The 18,305-nt window shown below is 48.7% G+C and carries 16 protein-coding genes; 11 read left to right on the top strand and 5 right to left on the bottom strand.

Annotated features, from left to right (window positions below):
• Positions 1 to 183: 183 nt before the first annotated feature.
• The 3 genes from WC659_02340 to WC659_02330 form a co-directional block, all read right to left on the bottom strand.
• Positions 184 to 1,491, bottom strand: coding sequence for a glutamate-5-semialdehyde dehydrogenase (locus WC659_02340; protein ID MFA4872752.1), 1,308 nt, complete (start codon positions 1,489 to 1,491; stop codon positions 184 to 186).
• Positions 1,481 to 2,614 (bottom strand): glutamate 5-kinase, encoded by a 1,134-nt coding sequence (proB, locus tag WC659_02335; protein MFA4872751.1) that lies wholly within the window; start codon positions 2,612 to 2,614, stop codon positions 1,481 to 1,483. Before proB ends, WC659_02340 begins: the two co-directional genes overlap by 11 nt.
• A 163-nt stretch (positions 2,615 to 2,777) precedes the next feature.
• A complete protein-coding gene (locus tag WC659_02330; protein MFA4872750.1) occupies positions 2,778 to 4,352 on the bottom strand; it encodes a hypothetical protein in 1,575 nt (524 codons plus the stop codon).
• A gap of 134 nt (positions 4,353 to 4,486) precedes the next feature.
• Between WC659_02330 and WC659_02325 the strand changes: the two genes are divergently transcribed.
• Positions 4,487 to 5,113, top strand: a complete 627-nt coding sequence (locus WC659_02325) for a cyclase family protein (protein MFA4872749.1) — start codon at positions 4,487 to 4,489, stop codon at positions 5,111 to 5,113.
• Positions 5,114 to 5,488: 375 nt separating this feature from the next.
• Positions 5,489 to 5,944: a hypothetical protein gene (locus WC659_02320; GenBank protein MFA4872748.1), complete on the top strand. Its 456-nt coding sequence runs from the start codon at positions 5,489 to 5,491 to the stop codon at positions 5,942 to 5,944.
• Positions 5,945 to 6,094: 150 nt separating this feature from the next.
• On the opposite strand, the gene WC659_02315 is transcribed toward WC659_02320, so the two are convergent.
• The gene (locus WC659_02315; protein MFA4872747.1) at positions 6,095 to 6,823 is read right to left on the bottom strand and encodes a transaldolase family protein; all 729 of its coding nucleotides are present in this window, start codon (positions 6,821 to 6,823) and stop codon (positions 6,095 to 6,097) included.
• A gap of 144 nt (positions 6,824 to 6,967) precedes the next feature.
• Between WC659_02315 and WC659_02310 the strand changes: the two genes are divergently transcribed.
• From WC659_02310 to WC659_02285, 6 genes are all read left to right on the top strand, one after another.
• A complete protein-coding gene (locus WC659_02310) occupies positions 6,968 to 8,101 on the top strand; it encodes an alcohol dehydrogenase catalytic domain-containing protein (protein MFA4872746.1) in 1,134 nt (377 codons plus the stop codon).
• An 11-nt stretch (positions 8,102 to 8,112) separates the two neighbouring features.
• The gene (gene gnd / locus WC659_02305; GenBank protein MFA4872745.1) at positions 8,113 to 9,024 is read left to right on the top strand and encodes a decarboxylating 6-phosphogluconate dehydrogenase; all 912 of its coding nucleotides are present in this window, start codon (positions 8,113 to 8,115) and stop codon (positions 9,022 to 9,024) included.
• A gap of 108 nt (positions 9,025 to 9,132) precedes the next feature.
• Positions 9,133 to 10,053, top strand: coding sequence for a BadF/BadG/BcrA/BcrD ATPase family protein (locus WC659_02300; GenBank protein ID MFA4872744.1), 921 nt, complete (start codon positions 9,133 to 9,135; stop codon positions 10,051 to 10,053).
• 214 nt (positions 10,054 to 10,267) lie between these two features.
• A complete protein-coding gene (locus tag WC659_02295; protein MFA4872743.1) occupies positions 10,268 to 11,773 on the top strand; it encodes a hypothetical protein in 1,506 nt (501 codons plus the stop codon).
• Positions 11,774 to 11,865: 92 nt separating this feature from the next.
• Complete coding sequence (locus WC659_02290) at positions 11,866 to 12,192, top strand: hypothetical protein (GenBank protein ID MFA4872742.1); 327 nt, start codon at positions 11,866 to 11,868, stop codon at positions 12,190 to 12,192.
• Between the two features lie 97 nt (positions 12,193 to 12,289).
• Positions 12,290 to 14,209 carry a hypothetical protein gene (locus tag WC659_02285; GenBank protein ID MFA4872741.1) on the top strand — a complete coding sequence of 640 codons (1,920 nt, stop codon included), beginning with the start codon at positions 12,290 to 12,292 and terminating at the stop codon, positions 14,207 to 14,209.
• A 324-nt stretch (positions 14,210 to 14,533) separates the two neighbouring features.
• Here WC659_02285 and WC659_02280 read toward each other — a convergent pair whose 3' ends face one another.
• The gene (locus WC659_02280) at positions 14,534 to 15,736 is read right to left on the bottom strand and encodes an MFS transporter (GenBank protein ID MFA4872740.1); all 1,203 of its coding nucleotides are present in this window, start codon (positions 15,734 to 15,736) and stop codon (positions 14,534 to 14,536) included.
• Between the two features lie 100 nt (positions 15,737 to 15,836).
• On the opposite strand from WC659_02280, the gene WC659_02275 reads away from it, so the two are divergent.
• From WC659_02275 to ribA, 3 genes are all read left to right on the top strand, one after another.
• Positions 15,837 to 16,430 (top strand): riboflavin synthase, encoded by a 594-nt coding sequence (locus WC659_02275; protein MFA4872739.1) that lies wholly within the window; start codon positions 15,837 to 15,839, stop codon positions 16,428 to 16,430.
• A complete protein-coding gene (ribH, locus tag WC659_02270; protein ID MFA4872738.1) occupies positions 16,420 to 16,899 on the top strand; it encodes a 6,7-dimethyl-8-ribityllumazine synthase in 480 nt (159 codons plus the stop codon). The genes WC659_02275 and ribH overlap by 11 nt, the downstream gene beginning before the upstream one ends.
• Before the next feature lie 185 nt (positions 16,900 to 17,084).
• Positions 17,085 to 18,305, top strand: coding sequence for a GTP cyclohydrolase II (gene ribA, locus WC659_02265; protein ID MFA4872737.1), 1,221 nt, complete (start codon positions 17,085 to 17,087; stop codon positions 18,303 to 18,305).

Raw genomic sequence — 18,305 nt, 5'->3', positions numbered from 1 at the left:
AAATTGTTAAACTGTTAAATGATTACGCGGTTTGTTATGAAAGTTATATTTTCACGGGAGGAGGAAACTAGAAAAGATACCTGTGCCTAAATACCACGATCGTTGCTAATAGCGGGGGATATGATTATGGCATTGTCGTAATTAGAGTTGTGACGTATGCGTTTTACACTGGATTGTTTACCCTTACGTGCGAATTTGTCCCTTCCCTTCCGCGATCCATTTGTAGGTCGTAAGCTCCCTGGCGCCGACCGGGCCGCGGGCATGGAGCTTGCCGGTGTTGATGCCCATTTCCGCCCCAAGCCCGAAGACGCCGCCGTCGTGAAGGCGGGTGGAGCAATTTACGAATATACCTGCTGCATCCACATTTTTTTTGAATAACGCGATTGTTTTTTTATCGCGCGCGATAATGCCTTCAGAATGTTTTGAGCCGTGCGCATTGATGTGCGCAATTGCTTCGTCGACGTTTGGCACTATTCTAATGCCCATGGTTAAACTTAAATATTCAGTATCCCAGTCCTTCGCGGTTGCCGCTTTTATGGAGACCTCCCCTTCCCCTCCTTGGTAAGGAGGGGATATGAGAGGCGGTTTCCTTGATTTGAAAATGCGCAGAGCAGCGGTATCACATCTCAGTTCTACGTGATAGGGTATTAACCCATTCTGCAATAATGGTAATAATTGTGGAGCGATTTTTTTATGCACCAAGAGGGTATCAAGCGAGTTGCAGGCTGCAGGGAAGCTCGTCTTCGCATTCACTATCACCTTGAGTGCCAGCGGAATGTCCGCAGACGCATCCACATAGGTATGGTCAAGCCCTTCCGCGTGGGAAAGCGAAGGAATGTCAGATTCCTTGCGCGCCCACTTCACGAGGCCATAGCCGCCGCGGGGTATGACAAGGTCAATGTCGTCGGCACATTTTAACAGTTTTTTCACGACGGTGCGGTCGGCGGTATCAATGAATTGCACGGCATGGAGGGGAAGTCCTGCGCTTTTTAGCGCTTGTTGGAAACATTGAGCGATAAGGCGATTGGTGCTCCGCGCCTCGGACCCCCCTTTGAGGATGACGGCGTTTCCTGCGCGGAGCGCTAAAGCAGCGGCGTCCGCAGTTACATGGGGGCGGGCTTCATAGATGATAAAAAGCACGCCGATAGGCACGCGCACTTTTTTAAGCACTACGCCGTTTTTCAGTTTCTTCTGCTCCACGAGCTCATTCAACGGATCGCTTTGGCGCGCAATTTCTTGTACCGCTTCCTCCATATCCCGGAACCGTTTCGCGTTCAGCGAAAGGCGGTCAAGAAACGCCTGCGGCACTTTTCCCTTTGCCTGCGCGAGGTCTGCCTTATTCGCGGCAATAATGGCACGCTTATGGCGTACAAGGTTTCTCGCGGAAAGCAAAAGAGCGCGGCTTCTCACTACGGCAGAGCTTGCCTGGAGTGCAAGGCTTGCGGTCCGTGCGCGTTGTGCAATCGTAAGCGGAGAAAAATTATTTCCCATACGTTAAAGTACTGTTGGTAAGCGCGAGATTGTCTTTGTGAATCGCTTCATCACCCGCAGAATAGCCGAGCATCGCTTCAATCTCGGAAGAAGGAAGGCGTTTGATTTTATCTAAATCTCCTGAAGCATAATTGGCAAGCCCTACGGCAATACTGGCGCCGCGTTCATCGAGCACGCGAATGGCTTCGCCGCGTCCGAAATTCCCTTGGACCTCTAGGATTCCTATCGGGAGAAGGCTTTTTCCCTTTTGGAGCGCCTTGGCGGCTTCCGTGTCCACCGTGACCGAACCTTTTTGCACCACGCCTCCGATGAGCCACCGGCCGCGGCTTGAATGTGCTTCTTGCGCGGGCATACACCGGGTGCCCGTGTCAGCGGCATGCAGGATGATGTTGGTGATCACCCCTTCTTGCCGCCCGTTGGCGATAATGGTTTCAATGCCTGAATGGGTCGCAAGTTTGGCCGCTTCCAGTTTCCTTTTCATGCCGCCTCTCCCCAAGGGTGAGTCTTTCCCCACGACGCCAAGAAGTTCCTCGTTTATTTGTTCCACTACGGGAATGCGCTGCGCCCTTCCGGTTTCAGGCGGGGCATCGAGCACCCCGTCCGTTTCGCCAAGGATCAAGAGAAGGTCTGCGTCGATAAGAAGCCCTACCATGGCGGCCACCGCATCATTGCCGCCAAACGCGTCGCCCCCTGCGATGTCCACCGCGACGACGTCATTCTCATTAATAATCGGCAGCACGTTCATGTTGAGGAGCGCATGGAGCGTATTGCGGATATTGAGATAGCGCGCGCGGTTATCAAAATCCTCACGCGTGATAAGAAGCTGGGCAATGGTAAGGCCGTGGCGCGCCGCCAGCTCCCCGTACGCATGCATCAGCAGCGGTTGGCCGATCGCTGCGCACGCCTGGCGGCTGTGCTCGTTGCGGGGAGGGACGGTGAGCGCGCTTCTCCCCATCGCGACCGCTCCCGAGGTGACAAGCACTGCGTGGATACCCTGCGCGATCACGCCGGCAAGATCTTCAAATGAAGACGACAGTTGCGCGCGGTCGAGTTGGCCGTCGTTATTCGTCAGTACTCCCGTGCCAATTTTTATAATGACCCTTTTATAAGTTTGTAACGGCATGGTTTGAGTGCAAAAAATCAAAGTTCCAAGCTTCAAATTCAAACACCCTTCGTCTGGCTCAGGGTGACAAAGACGGTTGTCATGGTGAGCCTTCGGCGTGAGCTCAGTCGAACGCTTGTCGAATCATGTTTAGAATTTAGAACTTAGCACTTAGAGTTTCTCACTAGAGCACTTCCTCTTTCTTTTCCTTGATAAACGTCGTGAATTCTTCCGTGACGTCAAGGAGGGATTTAAACGGGGTTTCGATGAGAAAATCAAGAACGAAGACAAAGATATTGATGTTTGAGGACTTGATGGAGATCCAGCGGCCGGCGCGGATGATCGGAATGGTAAAGAGGTCAAAGAGGAAGGTGAATACATTTTCTTTCCTTTCTATGATCACCAGCCTGCGCACCCCTTGCCTGATGCGGATGGCGAAGAACGACACGAGGGACAAGAAGAGGAGGAAGAGCGCGCCTGAGATGATATTGAAATGGAGCGTGCGCAATCCCCAGATAATAAAGCCGAATGTCACGCCATAGAGCGTAAGGTAGGCGATGCTGAGCATGATGGATGAAAAGATAGGCTTTGAGTAGCGTTTGATCTCTATAGGGGTCATGGTGCGCCCTTCTTCCACGAGGTCCCGCACCGTCGCGATAATGGCCTCGGTGTTTTTTTTGGTGGGCACTTTGGTGGTGGTCGCGACAAGGAACAGAAGGAAGGGAGGTATGGTGATATTGATAAGCAGCGGAATGGGATTAAAGGACTTAATGAGGTAGATTTCATAAGGAATCTCAAGGACGATGGCGATGAGCATTTTAGTAAAGAAGATGAAGATGATGGACCTCACTGCGGAACGGCCCAGTTTTTCTTTTGCTTTTCGGTAGCGCAGCTGGCATGCTTTCCGCACCCGATCTTCGAGCGAGGCGGGGTTCGTAAGGACTGCGGTCGCTTCCTTCGGCTTTTCTTCAATAATGTCATGGAGCACGGTGAATGCGGCAGCGTATCTTTTGAGATGGCGCGCAAATGACTCGCCGACGGGGTGTGAGAGGTCGCGTTCTATCGCCTGGGAGATGGCAGCGATGTTCCATCCCAATGAGCCGATTTGTTCCGGATTGATCGTTTTCCATCCCGGCGCGTAAATGGCGAAGAGTTTGTAGCGGATAGTGGGCAAATCCGATTGCACCAGCGCGCGATGGATGGCGATGAAGAGCTGGGTATTTTTTTCGCGCTCGTCCGTCATGCGGCTGGGGAGCTTGATATGCGCCACCAGCGACCGGTACATCGATTCCACGAGTTTGTCGATATGCGGGGATGGCGCAACCGCCTCCTCGACTTCGCGCGCCGCGACTCCCAGCATCCAAGAAAAAAGGTCTGCGTTCGTCTGCACTTCCGCGGGCGCGGCATTCCACAGCGCGATATAGCGTTCAAGAATAATCCCGACTTCACCGATGATTCTTTCCGGAAGCGCATCATTATTCAGGTAGCGCGCACGGATAAGTTCAATGATGAGAGGTTTGGCCACTGCTTCGCTTTTCGCGCCGCGCACGAGCAGGCGCTTCAGCATCCGCTCTATCGCGCCTCGCCTTAAGAGGTGGTCTTCACGGTAGTCAACGGCGTTGCGGATTTTTTCATACAAAAAAGCGGCGCGCGATACCATTTCGTCGACGTGGATGACGGTTTCTTTATGCGCTTCCTGTTCGGGAGATTGGCATGCATCCAGCAGCTGCGCAATAGGTTTGGTCAATGTAGTAGGCATAGGACAGCCTCGCCACCAGCCTACCTTAAAATGACAAAAAAATCAACCAAAAAGAGGGAAATTATGGTAATAAATCACATGTTTAACTTTGATTCCTTATCCGCGAAATGGTACAATTCGTGTACCTTCTCTTTATGAAAATAATTGACGTAACCTTACCGCTTACTTCCTCGCTCGTGGTATGGCCGGGAGAACAGGGATTGCGCACGCGGCCGGTGCGGACTTTTTCGAAGGACGGCGTCAGGGTGTCAAACCTTTCGTTCGGCGCGCATACCGGCACTCACCTTGATGCTCCGGCGCATTTTTTGTCATCCGGCAAACCGCTTGAAACAATTCCGCTAGATAACCTTGTCGGGCCGTGCAGGGTTTTAAGATTGAATATAGGGAAGAGGAAAGAAGTTGAGGTAAAGGATTTAGCACGGTTTCATATCAAACGCGGCGAACGGCTGCTTTTTAATCTGGGCAACGGGAAACATTTATTAACGAAGAGATTTTATCAGGACTATGGCGCGATAGGAAACGATGCCGCCAAATTTCTTGCCGCGAAGAAAATTAAATTAGTGGGCGTTGATTATCTCTCCGTGGAACGCCGCGGCAACCCCGGCCATCCCGTGCATAAGAGTCTACTGCGCGCGGGTGTTGCCATAGTGGAAGGAGTGAATCTGACGGGAGTAAAACCGGGCAAGTACACTCTCGTCTGCTTGCCATTGAAGATTATCGGCATTGAAGCGTCGCCGGTGAGAGCGATTCTGTTGAAATAGAAGCCCTTACAAGCCTTTAGAACGCCATTACACACCATCGGGCCATAGGCCTTTTTTTTATTTCCGCGTAGTTCCGCGTTAAAGCTCGCGAGACATTCCGCGCATGTCCGCGTCTTAGGGAACGTAAATTAATAAACTTTTTCAGCGTCAGCTGTCATTCCCGCGAAGGCGGGAATCCAGAAAGCCAAAAGAAACGTCGATTTTGTATATTTTTCTGGATTCCAGATCAAGTCTGGAATGACGGAATGGATAGGCTATTATTCACAGCGTCTAAACTTGACAGAGAGAGAGAGAGAGTTCGTGGTACAAAGAGGTGAAAATAATTCCCAAAATCGATTCATTTCAAACTCATCAAACTCACGAAGGGAGTACGTTATGAAAAGCGTTGCTTTTTTATTCGTGTTGGTGCTCGCGTTGTCGATACCGTTCGTCGGAGTTGCTCAGACCGTGGCCACGTTCGACTCGGTCATGATGGTCGAGCGTGGAAAATTCGTAGGGTACGTCAAGGGCATCCCCATCGCCTTCGAGGTGTGCACTGACGTTTCATTCGAAGTCGTATCCGGACAAATCAAGTTAGTCGTTCCGGCGGTGCTTCCCATGATCAGTGTCAAGGTCTTTGTGAACCTCGACCGGAACGGTGCGCAGATGTTCCTTGACGGCGAGCGGGTTGGTGATGCGCCGGATGAGATTTTAACCACTCCCGGTGTTCATCACTTAAAACTCGTCTACGTACGGTATGGGGATACATACGTCTACGAAGATTCCGTTTTCGTGAAACTGGGGAGGGAGATTCTCGTACATAGTGACAAGTTTCGTCTACTCGGGAAGTAGCCAGCGCATGCGAAAAAAGAAAGCCTCGATCGTGATTTTTCGGTCGAGGCGTTCTGTATTATTTGATTCATAACTCCACCCAGCCTCCTCTTATCTCAAGAGGAGGAGTAGAAACGAGTACCCCTCTTAGAGTAAGAGGGGTTAGGGGAGTTAGACAAGAGGTTTCAACCCTGACTTTTTCCAGTCCGAGAGGAATTTGCTAAGCCCGGTGTCGGTTAAGGGGTGCTGGACCAGTTTTTCCAAAACGGAGAAGGGACACGTGGCAATGTCGCATCCCATGAGCGCCGCTTGTTTCACGTGCAAGGGTGAGCGGACGCTGGCATACAGGACCTGGGTCTTAAATCCATAATTATCGTAGATTTCAATAATTTCTTGCACCACCTCGTTGCCGTCGTGCCCCGCGTCATCCAGCCGTCCGACAAATGGAGAAACATAGGTCGCGCCGGATTTGGCGACGAGCAAGGCTTGCAGAGCTGAGAATACCAGCGTCATATTGACGCGTATTTTTTTATTGACGAGCGCACGGCATGCTTTCAAGCCTTCAATAGTGGTGGGGAGCTTCACGACTACATTTTTCCCAAGTTTTGCGAGCGCCACTCCTTCCCGCGTCATGCCTGCATAGTCTTGGGAGAGCACTTCAAGGCTGACAGGTCCGGGGACGAGCGAGAGGATTTGCTTCGCGATGGGGAGGAAATCGTTTACCCCGTTAGAAGTCCGTTCCAGCGTCGGAACTGCATCCCGCTGAGCGGGATTACTTCTAACGGGGCTAGCGCCGTTCTTGGCGGCAAGCGTAGGGTTGGTGGTACAGCCGTCCACCATGCCCCATGATAGCGCGGTTTTGATTTCTTCGAGATTGGCTGAATCAATGAAAAGTTTCATAATTAATGGGTTAGAGGGTGTGATTGGTGTAAATTGATGATAGTATAGTACAATAGGAAACACAAGGATATACTGAAACAGTTGAAGAATATCTGCGTATATCTATTGAAACCTTCGCACCGCATATAATAAATTCTTATTCCTATGTTTGCCGCGGGATTAAAATTAAAAGAACCAGGAATATTTGCCTTTGATATCCCCAAGCCCCGCATTGAGCGGCCAGATGAGGTATTGATAAAGATAATCGCCACGGGGATTGACGGCACTGACAAGTCGCTGTACCGCCATCACCTTGTGGATGCGCCGGCGCAAGAGGATTTCCTCGTGCTGGGGCACGAGAGTTACGGCGTCGTAGAAGCGGTGGGGAAAGAGGTGAAAGACATAAAGCCCGGGGATTATGTGGTGCCGACCGTGAGAAGGGGGTGCGGTATCTGTTCCGCGTGCCGCAACCATCAGAGCGATTACTGCTATACCGGCCTGTATAAGGAGCGGGGCATCCATAAGCTGCACGGGTTTCTGACGGAGTATGTCGTGGAGCACGCGCATCATCTTGTCACGATTCCCAAAGATCTTGGTCCTATCAGCGTGTGGATTGAGCCCATGAGTATCATCATGAAGGCGATGGAGCAGATGCTCATGATCCAGCAGCGTGTGCCGTTTTTCTGCCCCCACCGTCAGCATGGTTGGGGCACGACAGATTGGGGAGGGTGCAAGAAGGGCATTGTGATTGGCGCAGGACCTCTCGGATTTTTGGCAACCGCGGTACTCGCGCTTCACGGTATGGAGCTTTATAACGTGGAGATTGTGCCGGAGGATAATATCAAAGTGCAATTCATCAAGGAACTTGGCGCAAGTTATATTGACGGCAATGCGTTCACCGCCCAACAGGTGGCGCAGGGCATTGATCGGATTGACCTTATCTTTGAAGCGTCAGGCGCGAGCAAGCTCGCCATTGATTTTATCCCGGTGATGAGCAGGAACGCGATCTACCTCATGACCGGCGTGCCGCGGGTGTCTGGGAGGAATGAGGAGTTTGACGCGGACCTTCTTCTGCGGCAAATAGTCAGGCAGAATCAGGTGATTATCGGGAGCGTGAACGGGAACCGCGAGCATTTCAAGAAGGCGGTTGCCATGGTGCAGGAGATTGAAGAGCATTATCACCACATCCTCACACGGGCCATTTCCCATCGGTTTCCTCTGAAGGATTTCTCCAAAGCGTTTGACTTGCAGGATCCGAACCAGCTGAAAATAGTACTCGACGTGTCACCCAAAGCCTAAAAAATACGCGTATGACCATTGGATTTATAGGACTTGGAAAAATGGGCGGGGCGATGGCGCTCCGTCTCCTGAAGAATGGAGTGAGCGTGGTGGCGTATAACCGCTCTTCTCAAGCCTATCCTGCCCTGAAGCGGGCAGGTGCGGTGATTGCGTCGTCAGCGCGGGATGCAGCCTCACGGCTTAAAGGGAGGAAGATCATTTGGCTCATGGTGCCGCAGGGTAGGCCAGTTACTCAGTTAATCAGTTTATTAGTTGGTCAGTTACGAAAGGGTGATATTGTGATTGACGGGGGGAATTCTAATTATCTTGATTCTCAGCGGCGGGCAAAGGCATTAAAGCGCAAAGGGATATATTTTCTGGACATTGGCACGAGCGGGGGTACAAGCGGCGCGCGCAACGGATGGTGTTTTATGGCGGGAGGAGAGAAAAAAGCTTTCAAGATGCTTGAACCCTTATTAAAGATTATGAGCCGTCCTCGAGGGGGCTATCTTTATTGCGGAGCCTCAGGCGCCGGACATTTGGTAAAGACCGTGCACAATGGCATTGAGGTGGGGATGATGGAAGCGATTGGTGAAGGCTTGGCGGTATTGCACGGATCACTTTTTAAATTAAAACTTGCCGAGGTCGCTGACGTGTGGACGAAGAAGAGCATTATTGATTCGCGGTTAATCGCATGGGCGAGAGATGCGCTCAAAAATCCAGGATTCAGACGCATTGCGCCGTATGTTGAGGGAGGGACGACGGGGAATTGGACGGTTGAAGAAGCAAAGCGACGTGGCGTGCGTGTGCCGGCCATTAAGGCTGCGCTTCAGGAGCGCGCGCGCTCGCGGCAGTGCAAGGACGGTTTCGCGCACAAAGTGGTCGCGGCGCTGCGGCAGGAGTTTGGAGGACACAGCGTGAAAATCCTAAATCAGAAATCCTAATTTTTAAACAAGCACCAAATCCAAAATTCGAATGTTCAAAATTGTTTTGGATTTTGTATATTTGAGTTTCGAATTTGTTTAGGATTTAGAGTTTCGTATTTCGAATTTATGCATTATTATCTTGGAGTAGACGGGGGAGGTACGAGCACGGCCGCAGCGATTGCGAATGAACATGGAAAAGTGGTGGGGACGGGAATTGCTGGCCCTTCTTTGTATAAAGTCGCAGGATTGAAAGGGGCGATGGAAAATATTCGGAAGGCGTTGTTCGCCGCGGAGAAAAAGGCGTGTGTAAAATTTCCGTCGTACGCGTATGCAGTATTTGGGCTGTCGGGCGTTGACTCTCTGCAGGATTGGCAGATGTTATCGCAGAAAATTTTCAAGCATTTTAAGAAAAAGATTGGAGATCGTTTCAGAGTGGTAAATGATGTCGTGATTGCGCTTGCCGCAGGCACTGATAAACCATATGGCGTAGCAGTGATTGCAGGCACAGGATCAAACGCGTATGCAGTGGGGCCTAAGGGCGAGGCTTATGCAGGGGGCTTGGGCTCCTTGCTCTCTGATGAGGGAAGCGCGTATGCGATAGGGAGCGAGACCTTGCGGGCTGCGGTGAAAAGTTTTGACGGCAGGGGAGGGCGCAGTGCGCTTGAACCGTTGCTCTGTAGACAGCTTGGAGTGAAGAACATGCGCGAAGCCGTGGACAAAGTTTACACTTCCTCATTCAATAAAACTTCTCTCGCGGCATTGGCGCCTCTGTGCGTGCGCGCCGCTCATCGCGGCGATAAAGTGGCGCGCAGTATCGTCGCGCACGCCGCCCTTGAGCTTGGCTCAATGGCGTGTGCGGTCATACGGAGATCTGGGCTTTCCTCGCGCGCGTTTGACTTAATCCTCTGGGGAGGCGTATTTCAGGCAGGCGACATTCTCTTGTCATCGTTCAAAAAAGCTGTGCACCACACGGCGCCAAAGGTGCACATCGTGCTTCTAAAAAAGCCTCCCTACATGGGCGCCTTAAAACTTGCGCGCGGAATGTAATGTTTTTTGATTCTACATATCATGTCATGCAAATTTGAGACAGTAGAAAAACTCAAACGAAGGTAGCTATTTTTCGACTTTCGGAAATTTTAAGCCCTTATTACACGATTTAAACGACTCGTTTTCTTGAAAAAACATTCTCAAAAGTATTGTTCTACAGTCTCAAATTTGGTATACTAATCACATACGGAGTTTTATTATTTTTAAATTATTTATGAAAAAATTTACATTATTATTAATAAAAATGTTATTTTTGAATGGACTGCTTTACGGTTTGCTTTATGGTGCTTATAGCACCCTTTTAAATCTATCAGGCTATTCAACAGTCAGACTATTGAACATTCTTCTAATTAGTATAATTGTTAAGATCTTATTTATAGCTGTTGCATTTATTCTTACTATTAAAATATTAAATAAAAATAACAAAGAGTTAGTTCAAAATAATATTTCAAAATTGATTACTGCCACGGTATTACTGCAATTAATTTTAGGTACGTTATTTGCTTTTTTCTATCTTAATTCGAGTAATATATCAAGCACATACCACACACCTTTTTATGTATATATTGTACTTATTTGTTTTTTTAATTATGTTTATTTAAATATTATATATTCTGTTTTTATTTTAAAAAAGCGTAGAAAAATATTTGTTGCTATTACTTTATTACTAGTTGTTAGTTATACTGCGAATTTCTATCTTTATAGAATTAACTTTAACAAAAATTATAAAAATGCAGACATTCAGGAAGATTTCTATCTATATCCCACTATTAATATAAATAATATTACGGGATATAGTTTTGATCGAAACGGTAACTCGGCGACAAAATTTATTGAACTCATAAATAATTTGAATAATAGGAAACAACAAAAGGATGATACAGAAGTAAGTGCTTTTAATTATATTATACCTAGTGAAGGCGACCTGGAAGTATTACGCCTGTTAAATCAAGCCGGGTATTTGAGTTTGTCAGAAGAATATATGCCAGATGATATAATATTATATCGTAACAGTATGATTGTACCTTTAAATAATTTGCGTGCATTCAGTCGTGGGATTATTAAATTGACGGATGAGCAAATTTCACACAATCAATTTTCGCAGGCAAAAGAAAATCTTTATCAGCTATTATTATTTGGTGACCAATTAATTCGCGATAAAGATGATGGTCTAATAGTGAAGCTAGTCGGCATATCAATAGCTAAATTAAGCGGCGAAAAATTAATTGAATTGAATCAGAATGTTGAAGTATTAGAAAAGTACTTAAGAGAGTTAGACGAAATTAAAAATAACTCTTCTGCTTTAGTTAAGTTAGAGCTTAACGTGAGTCATGAATTTTTTGGCAGTAAAAACGCTGCGCTGTATTTTAAATTCTTAGATAAATACAGCGACATCATATCTCCTGATCCAGTTATTAAGTATTCTTTTTATAATATGGACATGCCAACCATGTGGCAAGGTGCGGGCTTCATAGGATTTTTAGAAGAAAGGGGGCCGAGTATTGGTGAGTCGCTACTAAGTATGGCTGGTGGAGTTTTAATAAAAATTAATGTTGGCAAGAATTATACTTTTTACAATAAAGCCGTTGAATTACAAAAGAAAAATGGTAGTGAGGAGTTTAATTTTTATATCGATAACAACACTTTGAGTATTATAAAGAGATATGGAGCTGAAGTGAGTGAAGTTTCCGAGATACAAGACAATATAATTTTAAAATAAAAATAGCCCCAGATATTGATATTTCCTAATGCAGAAATATGGAAAAAAGGGTTAGCAAATTTATATATTGGACGCCAAGGGGCTTATCGATCATGTTCATCCTCTTCCTCGTGTTGTTTTCATTAGATGTTTTTGAGTTAAAGCTTGGCTTTTGGCAAACAATTGTAGGACTGTTGATGCACAATATTCCCGCGTTTATTTTATTGGCAGTTCTCTTAATCTCATGGAAATATGAAATAGTGGGAGGAATTGCTTTTACACTCGCCGGAGTGCTCTATATTATTATGCTCATGATGAGTCCATTTGAATGGTATATGATATCTTGGTCGCTCATTATTGCGGGACCTGCATTTTTTATTGGAATTTTATTTTTTATAAATTGGTTTAAAAAAGAAAATAACACGACCCGCTTAGATTGAATGGATAATAAAGTTGCATTTTGGTGAAATCCGTGTTATAATGAACGTAATTACTAAGCATTTCGGTAGCGTGAGCCGAAAATTAAAACAAAAACATATGCTAAAAGCAATATCCGGCATTGCTGTGGTCGGCGCAGCATCGCTTTTTGCTGCATCGCTCATCTCGAGCCAGTACAGCGAGATGACGAGTGCAGAGCCGATCAGCTCACTCTGGGCATCACAGCGTGTCGCACATAGCGCAGAGGGGAGAATAGTATGCGCGAGTGTACCACAAGGACAGGAAGTGCGCGGACTCATCACGAACGTGCCTTTATACGATACTGCCAAGCGGATCAGCTTCGACGGGAACGGCGCACACGTTATCTATACCATGAAAGCAACGCCAGAATCAGTTGCTTCTTTTTATTCTCAAAATTTAAGCCAGCATTGTTGGCGACAAAGCGATGACGGACTTACGTTTACTAAGAATGGTTCTGCAGTGCGTATTGCGCTCATGCAAAGTCCCGAGTCAAAGAAAACGTATGTGACCTATATCTTGGGAGGTGCAGTGTTAGGAGAGAGTACGGTGAATGCCGCGCAAGACGGCAGCATGCCGCCCCCGCCGAGCGGTTCAAGCGGAGGTGTGCCACCACCGCCAAGCGGCGATCAAGGAATGTACAACCAGCCTTCTGGCGGATATCAACCTCCGTCCGGCGGCCAGTATCAGCCTGGTCCGATGGGCACTGGTGGCTCTGGTGGGGCTGGCTACAATGAACCGCAGACCACGACCTGCCGCGTGAATGGCGTTGATATGCCAGGTCCTTGTAGTAATTACAATCAAAGCCAAGGCGGGGGCATGGGCGGTCCCGGAGGAAATGGAGGGAATACTCAATGGGGCGGTGGTCAAGGATTTGGCCCTGGTAATCAAGGAGGGTTTGGGCAGGGCGATCAAGGAGGGCAATTCGGTCAAGGAGAGCAAGGCGGCCCGTCGGAAGAGCAAATGAAGAAAATGGATGAAATGCGTTTCAAGCAGATGAAGCAAGGGATGGGACAATTCGCGAAGGGGGTTAAAATGATGAAGACGAGTGTCGCGAAGATCAAAACGAAACTGCAAAAATGCGGAGTCGGTCTTCCGGAAGAATTATCAAATGCCTTAAGCGCTGCTGACGGCATGGTTACCAAAATTCAAGCGGCAGAGACCGCGGATGCGCTCGAGGAGGTCATTACTGATATTGAAGATGTGGGATCGGTGATGCAGGAGTGGGGGCCGAAGCTCGGTAACCTTACGAGGATTTGCGGTATGGTGAAGCAAGCCGAGAAAGATATTAAGACCGCAGAACGCGATGCGACTCGTATTGAAAAACAGGTAAAGGCAAACAAGAAAGTAGATCTCACGGAATTTTTGAATCAATATAAGCAGGAAGTATCGCTGCTGGGCACTGCGCTTAAGGATGCCAAAGCTCTTACCACAACAGATCCCGAAGCGGCGCTAGAAAAGATTGAAGATGATTTTTACGGACAGATGGATAATGTGAAGAACGCGCGCACTTCCGTGGAAATGGCGCTCAATGTAAGCAAAGGATTAACGAGCGCGAAGCAGGAGATAAAAACTTTTGAGCAGCAGATTAAGAAGTTTAAGAGCAAGAAAATTGACACCAGCGGCGCAGAGGAGTTGCTCACGGCGCTCAAAGCACAGATTGAAGAGCTAAAGCAACTAGTAGCTTCAAAGAATTTTACCGCTGATGACCTTATCGATAAGGTAGAATCAGTATTTGCGACCAAAGAGCAAATCTCTGATACGCTTGATCAGCTGCGTGGAGGCGCTGAATATATGCCGACGGTGAGAGCGGATAAGGGAGTAAATTACAATTTCCAGTTACCGCAGGGATTTGAAAAGCAGGAAGTAATGGATGGAGAGAATGGAGGCCAGGGATTTATGGGAGGAGGCGGATTTAATCCTCAAGGGCAGGGCATGTTCCAAGGGCAAACAGTTCCTCCCACAGGCGCAGGCCAACCGGCAACCCTACCGGCGCAATAATTAATTTGCAGGCAACGGCGTTGCTGAAAATAAGAATTCTCTCCCCCTAGGGAGAGAGTTCTTTTTACAGGAGTGTAGTTATAGAACTCACACCATGCAACAGGACTTCTGCTCGGGCGCACCCCAATTCTGGTTGCGGAACTCGCATCCCTGGCGGGACCGCCCCGATAAGCCTCCATTTACAATTTCCACAGCTTATCGGGGCTTGCTCACACAATCCTCACGGCGAATTGTGGCGCGCCTTCGCTCGTGTTCACTCAAGTACTCATTCGCAATATGATATCTCTATATATTGGAGAAAGGTTATCTCACGGATTTACGCTGTTACTCTCTTTTATGGGAGAACAGCGGTAGGAATAAGAGGATGGCGCCAATGGCAGTGAAGCTGCCCCAGAGGAAAGGAGCTTGAGCGCCAAAGCGCTGCCATAGAGATCCTGCGATGATGCTTGCGGGAAGGAGTGCGAGTCCGGTAAGCGTGTTAAAGGCGCCATAGGCGGTTGCGCGCAGCGTTTCAGGCACGAAGTCGGCAATGAGCGCCTTCTGCACTCCTTCAGTGAAGGCGAAGTAGAGTCCGTACGCCCCGAACAGCGCCCACGCATGCCATGGGGCGGTCGCATTGGCAAATCCAAGGTATACCAAAATAAAAATAAAATACCCCGCGATGATGAGCGTCTTGCGGTTTATTTTGTCAGAGAGTCTACCTAAGGGGTACGAAAAACCCGCAAAGACAATATTGAACACGAAGTAAATGATTGGGATAAGGGCAGTTGCGACGCCAAGGTTCTGCGCGCGCAAAAGGAGAAACGCGTCAGACGCATTGCCGAGCGCGAACAAAGTGGACGCGGCAAGAAAGAGGAGAAAGGGCCCGCGCAGCAATTCTTTCAAATGGTGCGGGGCGAATTTTGCTTTCACAGGGTCTTGGATCGGGTGGAGGAACACTTGTGTGGCATCAGAGGTGAACAGAATAAGCGTGCCCACCGCGACCGCGCCTGCGACAAATGACAAGAGGAACACAGGGCGGAAATTGCCTTGGAACACTCGTAGGAGCATAAAGGCGAACAAGGGGCCAATGGCCGCGCCCATGGTATCCATCATTTTGTGGAAGCCGAATGACTTGCCGCGCTCCGTCGCCTCAATGGAATCCGCGATCAAGGCATCGCGCGGGGCTGAGCGGGTGGCTTTGCCGGCCCGGTCCAAAAATCTCACGACCAGCACGTGCCACGGCATGGTGGCGACCGCAAGTATTGGTTTCACCACCGTGGAAAAGCTGTAGCCGATGACCGCAAATATTTTTCTTTTTTTTAGGCGATCCGACAATGCCCCGGAGAAGATGCGCAGTGTCGCGGCAGTGCTTTCCGCGATGCCTTCAATGATGCCGATGGTGGTATAGCTCGCGCCGAGCACGGAAGACAAAAACAGCGGGATCAAAGGATAGATCATGTCAGAGGACGCGTCATTAAGAAGCGACACCACGCTCAAGAAGAACACGTTCCTTTTAATACCCAGGATTGTTGCTTTTTTCAGCATATTGGTAATGAGTATAGCAAAAGCCGGTCGTTCGTGGTATTTTCGTGAGACCAGAAAGAAGGTAGAATAAGGGTAACTATCGCCACGATCATAATTTGTTATGTTTACTGGTATTGTTCAATCATTAGGTACGATACGGCGCATTGTCCCGACTACGGATGGCTGGCGGCTTACGGTCGATTTGCCGTCTGGTTTTGGGACATTGATACAGGGTATGTCATTGGCGGTGAACGGTATATGCGTGAGCGTCGTGGAATACAAAAGTCGGCAGTGTACGGTGGACATTATGCCCGAGACAGGTCGCCGTACTACCTTTCACTGTTGGCGTGTCGGCGATAAGGTGAATCTCGAGCGCCCATTACGCAGCGGCGATGAGATGAGTGGGCATTTTGTGACTGGTCATATTGATGGGGTGGGAAAGGTCTTGAGGGTGGTACGACGACAGAGAGAGGTTCGTATGATCATCAAAGTTCCTCAATCGTTTATGCGTTATATTGCAGCTCAAGGAGCCGTTGCAATTGACGGTATTAGTCTTACGGTTGCCCGTGTGCGTGGCAAGGTCTTTACGGTAGCACTCATTCCGTATACGCTTACCCATACTGTCCTTGGGAATTGGCATGTCGGGGATATGGTGAATATTGAGGTTGATATTCTTGCGCGTTATCTTGACAGACTCATGACCTATGGAAAATAATATATTTTCAAAAAACCTATCTGGGAAAGGCATGAAATTCGCGCTCATCATGTCGCGTTTTAATGAGCAGGTGACGAAGGGGCTTGAGCGGGGCGCCAGAAAAGCGCTCGAAGAAGCCGGTGTGGCGGAAAAGGATATTGTCGCGTATTATGTGCCGGGCGCATTTGAGATCCCCCTTGTTGCCGCGGTGGTCGCAGAGAGACAAGCGGCAGATGCCGTTATCTGCCTTGGCGTCGTTATCCGCGGCGAAACGCCGCACTTTGAGTATATTTCCCGCGCCGTATCCTCGGGTATCATGGAGCTGAATCTCCGCGCGCACATGCCGGTCTTGTTTGGCGTGCTCACCACCGATACTCTTGAGCAGGCCGATGCGCGGTCAGGGCAGGGTAAGGACAATAAAGGATACGAAGTGGCAAACGCGGCAGTGGAAATGGTCACATTGATGAAAAATTTAAACTCTCAACCCTAAACTGTTTTGATAATTTTCAAGCTTCAATTTTCATTTAATTTCAATGAAACAATTATCAAACGTTTGAAAATTGTGACATTGAGATATTGATTGTCCCGCCGCAACGGGATCCCCCGACAAGTCGGGGGAAAAATTGAAAATTGAGTGTTGAAAATTCTAGAGTTTTTGGATTTCGTACACGATCTATGGAAAACTATAAGAAAATTGAATCAGCATTGCACGCGCTGAAGCGTGAAAAAATAATTATTGTGGCTGATGATGAGAAGCGGGAGAATGAGGGTGATTTCGTCATGGCTGCAGAATTTGCGACACCCAAAACGATCAATTTTTTTCTTAAAGTAGGCCGAGGAATTGTGTGCGTACCTATGACACGGGAACGCGCGGAAGAGCTGCACTTGCCTCCGATGGTGCCTGAGGAAGAGAATAATGAGGTGACGCATTGCGAATTTACCGTATCAGTGGACGCAAAGCGAGGAATCACCACAGGCATATCTGCTTATGATCGCGCGACGACGATACGGGCGTTGGCAAATCCTCGCACGCGCCCCTATGACCTTGCCCGTCCCGGGCATGTTTTCCCATTAAGAAGTTATCCCGGCGGCACGCTCTATCGGGCAGGGCACACGGAAGCGGCCGTTGACCTGATGCAGCTTGCGGGATTGAAACCCGTCGCAGTGGTCTGTGAGATTTTAGAGAAAAGTGGAAGATCAGCGCGGCGCGCGCAGTTGAAACATATTGCACGCCATCATCATTTGCCTTATCTTACCATCGCTGAATTAATTGCGTATCGTCGCGCACGCGAACCATTGGTGCGCCGGGTTGCGAGCGCTTCGCTCCCCACAGAGCTCGGCACGTTCAAGATGTATGTGTATCGTTCGCTCATCAGCGGTATTGAACATGTCGCGCTGGTGAAGGGAAAGCCTGTAGCGGGAAAACCGACGCTCCTGCGCGTTCATTCCCAATGCCTGACCGGCGATACGTTCCATTCCCTGCGGTGCGACTGCCGCCCGCAGTTAACGCGTGCGATGCAAAAAATAAATGATGCGGGTGAGGGCGCGATCATTTATCTGAATCAGGAAGGGCGCGGCATCGGGCTTACCAACAAGATTCGCGCGTATGCGCTGCAAGATCAGGGAGAAGATACTGTTTCGGCGCATACCAAATTAAGGCTGCCCGTTGATATGCGGGATTATCATGTCGGCGCACAGATTATTGCCGATCTGGGTATAAAAAAAATTCGTTTGCTTACTAATAATCCCGAGAAAATTACCGGCATAGCCCGGTACGGATTGAAGATTGTAGAGCGCGTGCCGCTGGAAGTGAAACCCGGGAGATATAACAAAAAATATCTTAAAACCAAACGCGACCGGCTGGGGCATTTGCTCACCATTTTAGATCGCAGATAA

This window comes from Patescibacteria group bacterium (assembly GCA_041645165.1).
Taxonomy (GTDB): Bacteria; Patescibacteriota; Patescibacteriia; order 2-02-FULL-49-11; family 2-02-FULL-49-11; genus 2-02-FULL-49-11.
Note: the sequence above shows the minus strand (reverse complement) of the source record. Positions and strands in the feature narration are given on the sequence as shown.